The 15,212-nt window shown below is 52.1% G+C and carries 15 protein-coding genes; 14 read left to right on the top strand and 1 reads right to left on the bottom strand.

Going from position 1 to position 15,212, the window contains the following annotated elements:
- The first annotated feature begins 62 nt into the window (after positions 1-62).
- The 10 genes from guaA (at position 63) to CHH28_RS15315 (ending at position 8,229) form a co-directional block, all read left to right on the top strand.
- On the top strand, positions 63-1,643 hold the full coding sequence (gene guaA / locus CHH28_RS15360; RefSeq protein ID WP_094061139.1) for a glutamine-hydrolyzing GMP synthase: 1,581 nt from the start codon (positions 63-65) through the stop codon (positions 1,641-1,643).
- Between the two features lie 43 nt (positions 1,644-1,686).
- Positions 1,687-2,538, top strand: coding sequence for a 23S rRNA (adenine(1618)-N(6))-methyltransferase RlmF (gene rlmF / locus CHH28_RS15355; protein ID WP_094061138.1), 852 nt, complete (start codon positions 1,687-1,689; stop codon positions 2,536-2,538).
- A gap of 30 nt (positions 2,539-2,568) precedes the next feature.
- Positions 2,569-3,498 (top strand): peptidoglycan DD-metalloendopeptidase family protein, encoded by a 930-nt coding sequence (locus CHH28_RS15350; RefSeq protein WP_094061137.1) that lies wholly within the window; start codon positions 2,569-2,571, stop codon positions 3,496-3,498.
- Between the two features lie 58 nt (positions 3,499-3,556).
- A complete protein-coding gene (locus tag CHH28_RS15345) occupies positions 3,557-3,793 on the top strand; it encodes a hypothetical protein (RefSeq protein WP_094061136.1) in 237 nt (78 codons plus the stop codon).
- Complete coding sequence (locus CHH28_RS15340; protein ID WP_094061135.1) at positions 3,790-5,265, top strand: hypothetical protein; 1,476 nt, start codon at positions 3,790-3,792, stop codon at positions 5,263-5,265. Before CHH28_RS15345 ends, CHH28_RS15340 begins: the two co-directional genes overlap by 4 nt.
- A 101-nt stretch (positions 5,266-5,366) precedes the next feature.
- Positions 5,367-6,128, top strand: coding sequence for a hypothetical protein (locus tag CHH28_RS15335; protein ID WP_094061134.1), 762 nt, complete (start codon positions 5,367-5,369; stop codon positions 6,126-6,128).
- Between the two features lie 9 nt (positions 6,129-6,137).
- Entirely contained in the window at positions 6,138-6,611 is a 474-nt protein-coding gene (locus tag CHH28_RS15330; protein ID WP_094061133.1) for a hypothetical protein, read from the top strand.
- Between the two features lie 190 nt (positions 6,612-6,801).
- Entirely contained in the window at positions 6,802-7,113 is a 312-nt protein-coding gene (locus tag CHH28_RS15325; protein ID WP_094061132.1) for a hypothetical protein, read from the top strand.
- Positions 7,114-7,183: 70 nt separating this feature from the next.
- Positions 7,184-7,714, top strand: a complete 531-nt coding sequence (locus CHH28_RS15320; RefSeq protein ID WP_094061131.1) for a hypothetical protein — start codon at positions 7,184-7,186, stop codon at positions 7,712-7,714.
- Between the two features lie 8 nt (positions 7,715-7,722).
- On the top strand, positions 7,723-8,229 hold the full coding sequence (locus CHH28_RS15315; RefSeq protein WP_094061130.1) for a hypothetical protein: 507 nt from the start codon (positions 7,723-7,725) through the stop codon (positions 8,227-8,229).
- Positions 8,230-8,370: 141 nt separating this feature from the next.
- On the opposite strand, the gene CHH28_RS15310 is transcribed toward CHH28_RS15315, so the two are convergent.
- Positions 8,371-9,144, bottom strand: coding sequence for a GntR family transcriptional regulator (locus tag CHH28_RS15310; protein WP_094061129.1), 774 nt, complete (start codon positions 9,142-9,144; stop codon positions 8,371-8,373).
- A 228-nt stretch (positions 9,145-9,372) separates the two neighbouring features.
- Here CHH28_RS15310 and CHH28_RS15305 point away from each other — a divergent pair, with 228 nt between their 5' ends.
- The 4 genes from CHH28_RS15305 to CHH28_RS15290 are packed head-to-tail and all read left to right on the top strand — an operon-like array spanning position 9,373 to position 15,162.
- Positions 9,373-10,143 carry a (Fe-S)-binding protein gene (locus CHH28_RS15305; protein ID WP_094061128.1) on the top strand — a complete coding sequence of 257 codons (771 nt, stop codon included), beginning with the start codon at positions 9,373-9,375 and terminating at the stop codon, positions 10,141-10,143.
- A complete protein-coding gene (locus tag CHH28_RS15300) occupies positions 10,140-11,681 on the top strand; it encodes a LutB/LldF family L-lactate oxidation iron-sulfur protein (RefSeq protein WP_094061127.1) in 1,542 nt (513 codons plus the stop codon). Before CHH28_RS15305 ends, CHH28_RS15300 begins: the two co-directional genes overlap by 4 nt.
- A complete protein-coding gene (locus CHH28_RS15295) occupies positions 11,678-12,319 on the top strand; it encodes a LutC/YkgG family protein (protein ID WP_094061126.1) in 642 nt (213 codons plus the stop codon). The genes CHH28_RS15300 and CHH28_RS15295 overlap by 4 nt, the downstream gene beginning before the upstream one ends.
- Entirely contained in the window at positions 12,316-15,162 is a 2,847-nt protein-coding gene (locus tag CHH28_RS15290) for an FAD-binding and (Fe-S)-binding domain-containing protein (protein WP_094061125.1), read from the top strand. Before CHH28_RS15295 ends, CHH28_RS15290 begins: the two co-directional genes overlap by 4 nt.
- Positions 15,163-15,212 lie beyond the last annotated feature (50 nt).

Raw genomic sequence — 15,212 nt, 5'->3', positions numbered from 1 at the left:
TTTAAGAACTCAGGGGATGACATGTCATCCCCGTTTTTGCTTCTACTCGATTGGAATTATTTATGTCCCAAGACATCCACGCTCAGCGCATTCTGATTCTTGATTTCGGTTCTCAATACACTCAGCTGATCGCCCGTCGCGTGCGTGAAATTGGCGTGTTCTCAGAAATTCGCGCTTTTGATATGAGCGAAGAAGAAATTCGCGAGTATAACCCTAGCGGTATTATTCTGGCCGGTGGCCCAGAGTCGGTGACCGAAGCAGGCTCTCCTCGCGCGCCGCAAGCGGTGTTTGAAATGGGCTTGCCGGTATTGGGTATTTGCTACGGCATGCAAACCATGGCCGAGCAGCTGGGCGGTAAAGTAGAAGGCTCCAGCATTCGTGAATTTGGCTATGCCCAGGTGCAGGTCGATGGCGACAGCCGTTTATTGCACGACATTAAAGATCACGTCGATACCGACTCTGGCAAATCTTTGCTCGACGTATGGATGAGCCATGGCGATAAAGTAGTGGCCATGCCAGAAGGTTTTGAACTGATGGCCTCCACCCCGAGCTGTGCTATTGCTGGTATGTACCACGCCGAGAAAAACTTCTTTGGTGTGCAGTTCCATCCGGAAGTGACTCATACACTGCAAGGCAAGCGCCTGTTAGAGCACTTTGTGCTGGAAATTTGTGGCTGTGACGCGCTGTGGACGCCCGCCAAAATCATCGAAGATCAAATCGAGCGCGTACGCGCTCAGGTCGGCAGCAATAAAGTCTTGCTCGGTCTGTCTGGCGGCGTAGATTCATCCGTGGTGGCAGCGCTGTTGCACAAAGCCATTGGCGATCAGCTGACCTGTGTGTTTGTTGATAACGGCCTGTTGCGCAAAAACGAAGGCGATATGGTGATGGACATGTTCGCTAAGAACATGGGCGTTAAAGTCATTCGTGCCGATGCCGAAGAGCTGTTTTTAGGCAAGCTGGCCGGCGTTAGTGATCCAGAAGCCAAGCGCAAAGTTATCGGCAATACCTTTATAGAGGTATTCGATGAAGAAGCCAGCAAGTTAAAAGACGTTCCTTTCTTGGCTCAGGGCACCATTTACCCTGACGTGATTGAATCGGCAGCGGCCAAAACTGGTAAGGCCCACGTGATTAAATCACACCATAATGTCGGCGGTTTACCTGAAGACATGAAGATGGACCTGGTGGAGCCATTGCGCGAACTGTTTAAAGACGAAGTGCGCAAAATTGGTTTGGAGCTGGGTCTGCCATACGACATGGTGTACCGTCATCCATTCCCGGGGCCAGGTTTAGGTGTGCGTATCTTGGGTGAAGTACACAAGGAATACGCCGATATTCTGCGTGAAGCCGATGCCATCTTTATTGAAGAGCTGCACAATGCCGATTGGTACCACAAAACGTCCCAGGCGTTTGCGGTATTTATTCCACAAAAATCCGTCGGTGTGGTGGGCGATCAGCGTCGCTATGAATGGGTCATTGCCCTGCGTGCGGTGGAAACCATTGATTTTATGACGGCACGTTGGGCGCACTTGCCATACGAGCTGTTAGAAAAAGTCTCTAACCGTATTATTAACGAGATCGAGCATGTCTCCCGTGTGACCTACGACGTATCGTCTAAGCCACCGGCCACCATTGAGTGGGAATAAATAAAAAAGAGCGGCTTTGCCGCTCTTTTTTTGGATAATAGCAATGCACCCAAATAACCCCCACCAGGGCGAATACCCCATGGCTGAGCTGCTGCAGGCGCTGCCTGAGTTGCAGCAATTTACTCGCCTGGGTAAGCGCGGCCAGACCACCATTGATTTCACCCATGCCGATGCGGTTCTGTGTTTGAATCGTGCCTTATTAAAGCACTATTACCAGATAGATCATTGGCAGATTCCAGCCGGTTATTTATGCCCGCCGATTCCTGGGCGGGCAGACTATATTCATTGCCTGGCGGATATTGTTACTGAACTGGACTGGCCCAAACCGGTGACTGTGTTAGACATCGGCACTGGTGCTAATCTGATCTACCCGATACTCGCCGCTCGCAGCTTTCGCTGGCGGGCAATAGGCGCAGATATCGACCCGGTGGCTGTGGCGAGTGCTAAAGCCATTGTTGATGCCAATCCGATATTGCGCGGCAAAATCGACATTCGCCAGCAGCCAGGCAAGGGCATTTTGCGCGGCATTATTCAAAACGGTGAAAAAATACACGCCACCATGTGTAATCCCCCGTTTTATCGCGATGTGGCCGAAGCCGAGCGTCATAATCAGCGCAAATGGAAAAATCTGGGGCAAAAAACCGGTCAGCGCAATTTTGGTGGTCAGCACAATGAGCTGTGGTGCGACGGCGGTGAAGCACAGTTTTTGCGCCAAATGATCGATGAAAGCGTCGAGTTTGCCGGGCAGGTTGGCTGGTTTACCAGCTTGGTGGCGAGCCACAAAAACATTCCAGCACTGCAAGGGCGACTTAAGGGTGTTAACGCTGCTGAAGTGCGGGTGGTTGAAATGGCGCAAGGGCAAAAGCGCAGTCGCTTAATTGCTTGGCGGTTTTAGTCTCAATAAAGAAGGATAGGTTTGGAGTGGATGATGGCGAAGGATGGCAAGGTCAATAGATCGCGTATGTTATGGCTGGGTTTCCTATTGTGCTTGGTGGCCGCAGCCAATGCCGAGATTTATCGCTACCAGGACGAAAATGGCCGCTGGGTGTTTAGCGACAAAAAGCCAGAAAAAGATCAGCCTGTTGAAGCCGTTGAAGTCAACATCACCAGGCCGCCGCAACACACGCCTGAGCTGTATGAAAAACGCCAAGGCCAGCTGCGTCAACTGTGGTTGCATAACCCGTATTTTGCGCCGGTGCAGGCAGCGGTGCGTTCTACTATGTTTGAGCGCGGCCATAGAGTGCTGATGCTAGAGCCTAACAGTCACACCTTGGTGGGCGAAATCGACAAGCCATTGCCGACCTATGAGCTGGGCTACGTCATCGGCTCGCCCAAAGCCAAGCACAGTGATGTGTTGTATCGCATTCCTTTGCCAGAGCAGCAATTTTTTCAGGTCACCCAGGGTTTTGGTGGCCAGTTCTCCCATAACCACCCCAGTGGTTATCACGCCATTGATATTGCCATGCCCATTGGAAGTTATATTCATGCGGCACGCAGCGGCACCGTGATTTGGGTAAAAGACGATTATCACTTAGGCGATGCCCAGCAATTCTTTCTAGATAAAGCCAATTACGTATCTGTGCTGCATGAGGACGGCACCTACGCCGTGTATGCGCATATTCTGCAAGGCAGTGCCATGGTCAAATCGGGTGAGCAGGTTAAAGCGGGTGATGCCTTGGCACGCTCCGGCACCTCGGGCTACTCCACCGGACCGCATTTGCATTTTGTGGTGCGCCGCAACGCCGGCTTTCGCAACCTCTCTGTACCGTATCAGTTTGCCGATGAGCAGGGCCGAGCGTTTGTGCCAACGCGCGGTATGAAGGTAAGCGGCAGTGGCCGGGCTAGTAAGCCCTGAATAGTTAATATCAAAAAGGACCGGACTCGATTGGTCGATAAAAAAGCCTGATCAATTAATGCGTGATTTACTAGCGGCAAGAACCCAGCAGCGCAGTGTGCATTGGAGCTTTGATGCGCGGGTCAGCAAGGCGTTTAATGAGCAGCAGCTGATGGATGAGGTGATGGAAGCGTATCAAGAGAATCGAAATATGATGCTGGCACTGGCTAAAGTTGATCCAGATGATATGGATGCTGTCCGTGCGTTTGAAAAAGCGCTGTGTCAACGGTTTTCAGTGGGGATCGGCGAACTATGATTCCTTGTTATTTTTTGATTGATGAGCAAATGGAAGATTCGATTCCGGATGCCGGCTCTTTGGTATTCCGTAATAACGGTCATGCCGTTGTTCTTCGCGCAGAATCTTTGACATATGACTTGCAAGGCTATTGGCCTGGTCATTTAATGACTCGCTGGCAGCTATCACCACGTGGATGGGTGTGTTTTGTGAGTGATGATGTGTATCACGGAGACTACTTTGCGTATCCAGGCCGGTACCTTGTATACGATAGCGACTTTCGCCCAACCGATTTTTTTGGTTTAACGCAACTCGATCGTCACTTTGCGCAAAGAGTGGTGACACATTCGTACGATGATAATTGTTTGGTAGATGAGGATGGTCCAGATGGCTCTTACTATCTTAGAATCTACGGTCGACTGGATAAGCCTGCAAAAGGGGAGTTTCCAATCTCCTCGGCCAAGGTGCTGAGGCACGACAACAGTGTATTTGTTCTAAACGGCCATTCTCCGATGGCATTGAGCAAGCTGGACTTGCTCCTTAAGCCCATTTGGCAGCGAGAGTTTGATAATCAAGGCGGTGGCATGCCCAATCAGAAGCTGTTTTATTATCAAAACAGCATCATTGCGTTGCTCAGTAGCTTTCGTCTGGATTATAAAGGCGCAGATATCGTCGCATTAGATGACGCGACGGGTGAAATTCTGTGGCAGCAACATCTGCCATATTTGATTGAGTTCTTCCATTTAGCAGGTGACCGTTTGTACTTAAGCAGTCAGCTGCACGGTTATTGGTGCGTGTTGTGCGCTAAAACAGGCAATATTTTTTTGCAACAGCAGGTTGAAGGCAGTGAAGACGACATTATTCGCTGTCGTTATTTATGGCCGTTTGATGAATATTTGTTGCTGCATAACGGCTTTGATCGCCTGACCGTGATCGACCAAGCCAGTGGTGAGCACCTCGCCGACATCGACATGTCGCCTGAGTTTTCGCTTTCGCATGTGCCTCCCAAGGTGATTGACGAGTATGTGTACGTCATGCTCGGTGCCGGTGGCGACGGCATGCAGTTTAGCTATGCCGGTGTTATGGCATTGAGTCGCAAGCGTTTGCACCAGGGGCCGCCTTATACCGTAGACGTTGAGCCGTACCTGGGGGTAACTCACAGCGCCGTCGCCTATGGCGATATCGACTATTACGACATCCAGATCAGCTGTGCTGAGTTAGGAGATGTACTGCGCTTTGGTCAAATAGAAATGCGCAAAGTTGCACAGCGCCATTCTTACAACTTTTTCGGCAATATGGATAAAAACGTCAAGCAACGGCTCAACAAGCACTTTGATGGTCGCTTGCAGCTCAGCATCGGTCGCGCTGCGCTGAAGAACCCAGACGACAGTAAAATTGACCTGCTGGTGCAGTTATACAACCAGCATTATCAAAACGGCTTTATCGCGCCCGCCACCCGCAAGCCGCTGAGTGTGAGCTGGCGCTACGTCTGATGCTGGTGTCGGTTTTATGGGTGGGTTAATGGTTGAGGCTATTGAAATATGAGGTTAACTCAGGTCTGTACTTGTTGTGATGAAATTTGCGAGAGGTAACTATGCCCAAACGTAAAAAACAAGAAATTTTGCAATCCCTGCGCCCACTCTGGCGGGTGGGTGATGAACAGTGGCTGATACAGCGCCAAGCCGATTGGCAGCACATCAGTGCGACCATGACTCAGACACCGCCAGCAAAACAAAAAAGTCTAGAGCGCTATTTTGTTTATGGCGAAAAGGACTGTTATTTTCCCGGCAGTACGGTCATGCTATTTACCCCCTATGACTCTGCGGAATCCGCCAAAGAGGTTTTCTACAGTGGCTTATTGGATCCAACCGAACAAGAAAATGTGTTCAAAGACTACTTATTCTGGATCAGTAAGCGTGGTTACTACTTATCTTGGTTTCGACGCCATATTCAGCAGTTTATTCAGGGCGTTATGGGTTCGAGCTATCAAGAGCTTTATGTCGAGCATGGCTCGCGACCAAAACTAATCTCAATCGAACCTTCATGGTGGTGCAGTGCCTATATGATGTGTGCAAATAAGATCCTGACGGGGGAGGTGGCCTACGAGGGGTGTGTTGATTGCGTGGAGTATTTTGTATCGGCTTTGGCACAGGCCAGTAAAACTTGTCATCGTCGGCCAAAGAAGTTTGATTCAATGTTCGCCGAAGTTGAGCGCATCTTGGCCGGCGCTGAGGCCAGCGACATCGCCAAAGCCTTTGCCCACGATTTAAAAATACGAGAAAGCGAGATTCGTCATCATTGGCAGCTCAGTGGCGAAAAAGCCGCCGAGATCGACGCACAAAACGCGACAGAGTAAGAAAGTGATATGGAAGATACGGGTGAGATCATTATTAAAGCCCCCAGCGAGTGGCTGGAAACCTTTAAAACCCAGCCAGTTTGGGGGTTAAGCAAGCTGGCCGAGCACGCTGGCGTGCCTACTGTTTGGGTGGATGAACTGCTGATCGATGTCGATAGCATTGAGCAGCATGGCGACTATTTAAAGCTGGGATACGAAAACCCAGAAGGTGTGGCAGCCTCTCGCGATTTTATTCGCCACGCCCAAGGCATAGAGTACTACGCCTGCCATTGGGGAGATTACGGCACGGACTCTTTCTTTGTGCTCAATGATCAGGGCGTGCGCTACGATTTTTATCTGGAAGAATGCAGCGACGAAATGGAGTATGAACACAATGTTGAATCCAAACGCTGCGAGATCGAAAAATGGAAAGCCGCCATCCCACAAGCGTTGCTAGAGCACTGGCCGAGTTATACCGACATTGATCTCGACGATTATCTATAAGCGTTGACGGTTTGCTGCCAAGGCGAATGGGCGTTGCTCATAAGCTGGGGTAGGTTAACGTGTGTGGCCGTGCAACTGAGATGCCCGCCCTAAGTGTATGTCCAACAGCCTAGATCCTAGATGCCGACAAACAGCAGCGTTTGCGCCAGAATATTGATGAATTAATCCTAAATGCGACGGAGGGGTGAGTATGTTTGACTACGAGACGATTGAACCGGTACTGCCTGGCAACCACATAGAAGGCTGGAAGACAATCCGCAAGCAGCAGTGGAAACAGATTAAATCCAACCTTAACCTTTTTTGGAATGCCAAGGATTTGGCCGATGTCAAAAAAAACTACTACATCGCCGATGAGCCTCAGGTACCACCGCCCGCAGTAGACGAGCGCGGCAGATATGCACCGAGGCCGCATGGCAGTGCTAGCTGGACTGAAACTTTATTGACGTCTTTTTTTTTTTCACCCAGATCAATCCGAGCAGCGTTGGCAGACAAAAATTGCTGAAGAGCTGGCCCCCAGGGTTTATGAAGGTCGGCCGATACGTAAGGAAAAGCTGCCAGAGCAAGAGTTTTTTATGCAATACAGTCATACTGCCGAGCCCGTGCTTGACTACGATTTTGGTGTTTATGGCGGTCTGGAGCAACGCCTGCTGCCCGTGTTTGTACGAAGCCCGGTTTATACCGATGAAACTATTATTGTAAATAATGCAGAATGCCGCTTAATTCCATGGAATAGCCCTAGAGCTGCTTTTAATGCAGTTATCAGTAAAAATGGCAAGTTTAGCATGTCGGCAAATGTGAGTCCCTTTACTCCTTTCCAGTGGCTACATGAAATGTTTATTTCAACATTTGATTATGACTTGGAACCTAGTGAGCGTAGTGATGAGCTTTGCTTAAGCGGCTATCTACCCGCACTTCAAGACAATGCCGACGATATCTACCACCCGAATCACTTAAAAGCCGCGCGCTTAATGATTCAGATTTTTGAGGACGATACCGCGCCGGCCTATTTGCGCAACCTATGGCAAACCGTTAAAAACAACGGCATGGAGGCCTACAAGCGCCGCTACACCAAAACGCCAACCCCACCGCCGCATAAGCGCTAGGACGAGCCATGTGCAAAGAAGTAATTTATCTGGTTCGGTTTGCCAGCGCCCACGCCCGGGCGCTGGCTGAAATCTATTTAAACGAAGCCACTCGCCCCGAGTTTGACGACGACGTGCCCGCAGAAGAACTCAGCATGTTTGAAGCGATGGAGGAGCGCTGGTTTGCCGAGCACTTAACCCAAATCTCAGACACTCAACTGGCGTGGACGGCCGAAGACGAAGAGGCAGATTACGGCACCATCGTCAGCCCGCTGGATTTAGGGGCCGAATCCGCGTTGGCGATCGAGCTGTATGAATACGATGGCCCCTGCATTGCCATTCATGCCGTCGAAGACGGCGAGCACTTTATGCCCTTTATTACCCTGATGTATGACGACGTAGAAAAAGACACGCGCGTCGAGGAATTTAATCAACTCGTCACCCGCAAGGTGCACACCTTGGGCAGTATCCAAGCCATTTTGTGGCTGCAGGATTACCTCGCCAACGACGGCGAGGTGCCAATGTTTGTTTCTTGATTATCACGCAGCGGTTGCAGCAATGCACGATCCGCTGCTCAATGATCCAGATGTGTTGCAATAGCTTCCTCTGTTGTATCTGAATCAACGGCTGCTCGCCAGGCAAGTCGAGAGCCTAGTGAGGATGATTTGTTTGTCGCGCTATGCACCCCGTCGCATTAATCCAATGCGCCGCAGCGAACGCTCTGCATGAGTCGCAAGTCGGCTGCTTTGTTGTAGGGTTTCTTCAACAAAGGCCAAATGGTCATTCACCGCCTGCTGAGCGGCCTGCGCATCGCGTGCGAGCACGGCGTCTTTCATTTTCTCGTGCTGATGGCGAATGGCGGCGCGACGATCTTCTTTGATATACAAAAATTCCAAATTGGCAGCGATGGTTTGTTTGAATAAATCAAACAGCGCGCGCATCGAGTGCAATAACACGGCATTGTGCGACGCTTCGGCAATCGACAGGTGAAAGCGCCAATCCAGTTCGGCTTCTTGCTCAGCGCCAATACGGCGTTCGTGGCCGTCCAGCCACTGCTGATAGCGCTGCTCGATCAGTATTAGGTCGTCCTCGGTAGCGCGCAGTGCGGCGTAATGGGCAGCGACTTCTTCTAATGCGTGGCGAAATTCTAATAAGTCGTAATTAAACTCTGGGTGGCTTTTAAACAGTTGGCTGAGCGGGTCAACAAACGACATGCCTAGGTCGGTGGATACAAAGGTGCCTCCGCCTTGGCGTCGAGTGAGTAACGATTTGGCTTGCAACTTTTGCAACGCTTCACGCAGCGAAGGGCGAGAGACCTCCAGTTGCGCCGCCAGCTCACGCTCGGGCGGCAGCTTTTGCCCGGGTGCCAGGCTGCCTTCCAGAATCATGCCTTCTAACTTTTCGGCAACGACATCAGAAATTCGTGGTGCCTTGATGGCGGAGTGGCTCATACGGTGCCTCGCTATTTGGGTTAAAGGTCAAACCATGCCATTCGACCAATGTCGTGTGTCAGAAATGGCTTCCACACAGCGTTTTAGTTGACCATTAGGACATGCCTGCGTAACTTAGCATGAAAGTAGTCCTGGAAAAATGGTCTGACCAATTAAAGTGTCAGATAAGCCCTATCAAACGGCGGCAGTGCACAGAGCCGCCCATCAACACGCTGCTGAGTAATTGCCATGACGTCTTCTCCCGCATTGCCGCGCGTCTACCCACCAAAACCTTCTCAGGTGTATTTGATGGGTACCTGCTTGGTGGACAGTTTTGATCCGCAAGCTGGCATGGATGCCATTCAGTTTTTACAGCACCACGGCATTGAGGTGTTGTTTCCGCAGCAGCAGTCCTGCTGTGGCCAGCCTGCGTTTAATTCGGGCTTTGATGATGAGGCGCGCCAAGTAGCACGGCAGCAATTAAAGGCGTTTGTTGCCGACATTCCTGTGGTGGTGATGATGGGCTCCTGTGCCGCCATGCTGCACTGTGACTATGCGCGCTTATTCGAAGGCCAGCCGGAAGAGGCGCAGGCCAACGCATTGGCGGCGCGCACCTTTGAATTCACTGAGTTTGTGGATCGGGTGTTGTGTTTGCCGCCGTCACCGGCCTCCGGTGAGCGCGTGGTTTTGCATACGTCCTGCAGTGCACGGCGCAGCATGGGTGTGGCGGAGTGTCATCAGCGGGTATTGCAAAACAGCGGTGTTGAGGTGATCGAGCCAAATCGCGTTAGCGAATGCTGCGGCTTTGGCGGCACCTTTGCGTTAAAACAAGGCGATATTTCCGCTGCCATGGCCTGTGACAAAGCCGAGGCGGTGGCGGCTTGCGGTGTTGACACTTTGGTCAGCGCCGATTGCGGTTGTTTAATGAACATTGGCGGCACTTTGGCCAAACAAGGGCGGCCTATTAAAACACGTCATATTGCTAGCCTGTTGCGTCAGCGCCAGGAGGAATCGCTATGACAGTACACAACTACGATCCGGCGTTGATAGCAGTCCAAGTCGACAATGATGAAAAAGCCTTTGCTGATTTGCGCCAGCGCCATTTTAAAGCACGGGCAAAAATGTCGCTGGAAAACGAGCAGCTGCGAGGCAGTTTTTTAGGTGCGACGGATTTTTTACAGGCCAAACGCCGTGCGGTATTTCCAGATACCGATGAACTCGAACAGCTGCGTGATCGCGGCGAAGCCATTCGCCAGCAAAGCCTGGCACAGCTGCCCGATTTGCTCGAAACCCTAGAGAAAAACCTCACGGCCAATGGCATTCAAGTGCACTGGGCCGAAACCGCCGAGCAAGCTTGCGCCCAGGTGCACAGTATTTTAGCCATGAATAATGCGCGCACTGTGGTGAAAGGAAAATCCATGGTGAGCGAAGAAATTGAGCTCAACCATTATTTAGAAAAGCAGGGCATCGAATGCCTGGAATCGGACATGGGCGAATATTTGGTGCAACTGGCGAAAGAAATGCCATCGCACATTATTATGCCCGCCATTCACAAAACCACGGCGCAAATTGCACGCTTAATGCACACTCGCGCCGAGCGCAGCGATGGCCAGTCCGTGTCTTACACAGAAGATGTCGATGAGCTGATCGGCAATGCTAGAGCGATTTTGCGCGATAAATTTGCCAGCGCCGATGCCGGTATTTCTGGCGTGAATATGGCCATCGCCAATACCGGTACTTTGTGTTTGGTCGAAAACGAAGGCAATGGTCGTATGAGCACCACGGCGCCGCCAATACACATTGCTATCACTGGCATTGAAAAAGTGGTGGCTGATTTGGCCGATGTACCCGATTTACTCAGCTTGCTCACCCGCAGTGCCACCGGGCAAAACATCAGCACCTATTTTAATATGATTTCCTCGCCGCGCAGGGGAGGGGAGTTGGACGGCCCCGAGCAAGTGCATTTGGTATTGGTCGATAATGGCCGCTCGCGCATGTTTAATCATCCGCAGTTAAAACCGACTTTGCAGTGCATTCGCTGCGGCGCCTGTATGAATCATTGCCCTGTGTATGCACGCATTGGCGGTCATGCCTATGGCTCGACTTACCCTGGCCCTATAGGCCAAGTGGTCACACCGCAAATGCAAGGGTTGGATAAACAAGGCGAACTGGTGTCGGCCTGTACCTTAAACGGTGCCTGCGGCGATGCCTGCCCGGTGCGCATTCCACTGCCGAAATTAATTCGTGAATTACGCCATGAAGCCAATTCGACAGCGCCAGCCAGCGAGTTGGATATACCTGGCAAAGGCAGTCAGCGCCATTTAGGCGAAGCCTTAATTTGGAAGGGTTGGGCCTTGGCCCATCAATACGGGCCGCTGTATCGCAGTATTACCTGGGTATTAACACGCGGGCGAAAGTTACTACCACATCACTTAGGTGCTTGGACCGCGACGCGCACCCTGCCAGTTCCGGCGAAATACAGCCTGCATGATTTAGCACGCGGTGCGGGAATCGGTGAGCAACCTGCCAATCGCCGTTTAAACGAGGGTGAAGCATGAGTCAGGCACGCCAGAATATTCTCGCCCGTTTGCGCCATGGGCAAGCTCAACAGAGCGAGCCGCAAAACCTCGCGGCCCGGCGCAGACGTACAGTGTCGGTGGATGAATTTGTGAGCCATCTTAGTGCAGCGCAGGCAGACGTTATTCACTGCACAGAATCGGATTGGGCCACAAGGCTGCTGCAACGTTGGTCTGCAGACGCGGGTTTATTGGCCTGTGGTCGCAGCCAGGAAGGGTTGCAACTTTGCCAAGCGGCTGCGGATCAAGGCACGGCCGTGACCTTGTACGATGAGCGCATGAGCAAAGCCCGTGTGTTTGAGCAGCTGGACGCGGGCTTTAGTGTTGCCTGTGCTGGGTTAACCGCCACTGGCAGTTTGGTGGTGAGCACCGGGCCGAATGAGCCGCGTTTGCTGTCGTTGGCGCCGGCGCTGAGTATTGTATTGGTGCGCCGCTCGGCGTTACTGGCAGATTTCGCGGACTATGTTGAGCAGCGCGCTGAACAGCCGTTACCGAGTAATTTGTTGCTGATTTCTGGGCCGAGTAAAACCGCCGATATTCAACAGACGTTGGCGTACGGCGCACATGGGCCAAAACAATTGTGGGTATTATTGATCAACGACGATGTGGTGTCGGCATGAATATGATTTTGCAGGATCAATGTTTCAGCGCCTTTGTTGCTGACTTAGAGCAGCACATTGACCCCAAACGCATCATCTCCGATCCGCTGCGCACCCTGGCCTATGGCACCGACGCATCGTTTTATCGGCTGATTCCAAAAGCGGTGATCGACGTCGACAACGAACAGGAAGTCATCCTGATACTGACCCTGGCGCAGCGTCATCATGTGCATATTACCTTTCGCGCGGCGGGTACCAGCTTGTCTGGTCAGGCAGTGACCGACGGCGTGCTGCTGCGTCTTAGCCCTAAGTGGGATCATTATGAAGTCTTGAATGATGGCGCTCAGTTAACGCTGCAACCCGGCATCATAGGTGCCAAAGCCAACCGCATATTGGCGCCGTTTGCGCGCAAAATAGGCCCAGACCCTGCCTCGATTAATACCGCCAAAATCGGTGGTATTGTTGCCAACAATGCCTCTGGTATGTGCTGCGGCACTGCGCAAAACAGCTACCAAACCATTGCCAGTATGCGTTTGGTACTGGCCGATGGCACTGTGTTGGACACCTCAAATGAGCAGTCTCGGCGAGACTTTTGCCGCAGTCAGCCAGCACTCATCGCCAGTATTGAGGCGATGCGCGACGCTGTAATGGCCAATGATGCCTTGCGACAGCGTATTCAAAAGAAATTCAGTATTAAAAATACCACCGGCTATAGCCTCAATGCCCTGATCGATTTTCACGACCCCATCGATATTATTCAGCATCTGTTGGTGGGCTCTGAAGGGACTTTGGGCTTTGTCTCCGAAGTGACCTACAACACTGTCACCGAACATGCGCACAAAGCCTCGGCTTTGTTGTTGTTTGCGGATATCGAGCAAACCAGCCGCGCGGTAACCGCGCTCAGCGAAGCGCCGGTGGCCGCCGTTGAACTGATGGATCGAGCGGGCTTGCGTTGCGTCGAAGACAACCCGGCGATGCCAGCGTATTTAAAGCAGCTCAGCGATGATGCCGCGGCGCTGCTGGTGGAGGTGCGCGCCAACAGTGAAGCCGAGTTAGACGCACAGCTGCAACAAGTGCATACGGCATTGCTGCCTTTTGAGACGCTGCAAGAAAAAACCTTCACTACCGACCCTGCCACCTGCCAGCTGTATTGGAACATTCGCAAAGGGCTGTTTCCGGCGGTAGGAGCGGTGCGTGAAAATGGCACCACAGTGATTATTGAAGACGTGGCGTTTCCGGTGGAGAAGTTAGCGCCGGCGGTGCTGGAGTTGCAGAATTTGTTCAATAAATATCGCTATAACGAGGCGATTATTTTTGGCCATGCCCTGGCGGGCAATTTGCATTTTGTGTTCACCCAAAACTTCACCGACCCGGTAGAAGTTCAGCGCTACGCCGATTTTATGGACGATGTGTGTCTGCTGGTGGTGGGCCGATATGATGGCTCACTCAAAGCTGAGCATGGCACAGGGCGAAACATGGCGCCGTTCGTAGAAATGGAGTGGGGCAAAGCCGCCTACGATTTAATGTGGCAAATTAAGCGTGCGTTTGATCCCAACGGGGTGCTGAATCCGGATGTGATTTTAACCCACAATGCTCGCGCCCATATCGAGAACCTTAAGCCGATTCCCGAAGCCGCCCCCCTAATAGACCGCTGTATTGAATGTGGCTTTTGTGAGCCGGTGTGCCCATCTCGCCATCTGACGTTAACACCCAGACAACGCATTGTTGTTATGCGCGAGCTGCAGCGCCAGCAGCGCGAGGGCAAACAAGATAACTTCACCCAGCTATTGGACGACTACCAGTACATGGGGGTGGATACCTGTGCCGCCGATGGTTTGTGTAGCCAGGCATGTCCTGTGGGTATTAATACTGGTGATTTAAGTCGCCAACTGCGCTCGCAGCGCAATAAAAAATATCAACGCAGCGCCAACTGGGTGGCGGATCACTTTGCAGTGGTGGCAGCGGGCAGTCGCTCGGCCTTAAAACTGCTGGATATCACTCAACATACCCTCGGTCGCAGCAAACTGAGCGCACTGAGCAAAGCGGTTCACACCATCACAGCAAAGAAAATTCCGCTGTGGCACGACGCCATGCCCTCGGCGGCGCGAAAGCTAGCTACTGTGTCGGCGGCTGCAGCCATATCGTCAAGCAAGGCTGAGGTTGTGTATTTTCCCAGCTGTGCCAGTCGTACCATGGCGCCTGCCAATGAAGACAGTGAGCAGCGCTCACTGGTTGAGGTCACCCTGCAATTGGCGAAAAAGGCCGCCATAGAGCTGCAACTATTGCCACAGCTCGAGCAGTACTGCTGCGGCATGCCGTTGGAAAGCAAAGGCCACTTTGCCCAAGCCGATTGCATGCGCGCCCGTTTAAACCAGGCCTTGCTGGCGGCCAGTGATGACGGTCGCATTCCGGTGTTGATTGATACCAGCCCGTGCGTATTTCGCATGCAGCAACAGTTAGATGAGCGCATTCAACTGCTCGATCCTATCGCCTTTGCCAGTCAGCAACTATTGCCAAGGCTGGAGGTGCAGCGCAGCCCGGAGCCTCTGGCGGTACACGTTACCTGCTCGACCACCAAACTCGGCCAAGGCCAGGATCTCATTAACTTGGTCAAGGCGTTAAGTGAGCAGGTGGTGGTGCCTGAGGACATCAGCTGCTGTGGCTTTGCCGGTGACAAAGGCTTTGTTACGCCCGAGTTAAATGCCTCTGCATTGGCGCCTCTTAAGGCTCAGGTTCAGCACTGCCAACAGGGCGTATCGACCAGCAGAACCTGTGAAATTGGCCTGAGCCATCACAGCGGCATTCCTTATCGGGGTGTGTTTTATTTGCTGGATCAGCGCTCACGGGCCAAAGCCGTGCCCTGATTGGAACTGGAGACACCGACTTATATACTGGCTAAGGAATCTTTTAGGTG

The organism is Bacterioplanes sanyensis, assembly GCF_002237535.1.
Taxonomy (GTDB): domain Bacteria; phylum Pseudomonadota; class Gammaproteobacteria; order Pseudomonadales; family Oceanobacteraceae; genus Bacterioplanes; species Bacterioplanes sanyensis_A.
The sequence above is the reverse complement of the archived record's forward strand: the minus strand, read 5'-3'. Positions and strand labels throughout refer to the sequence as shown.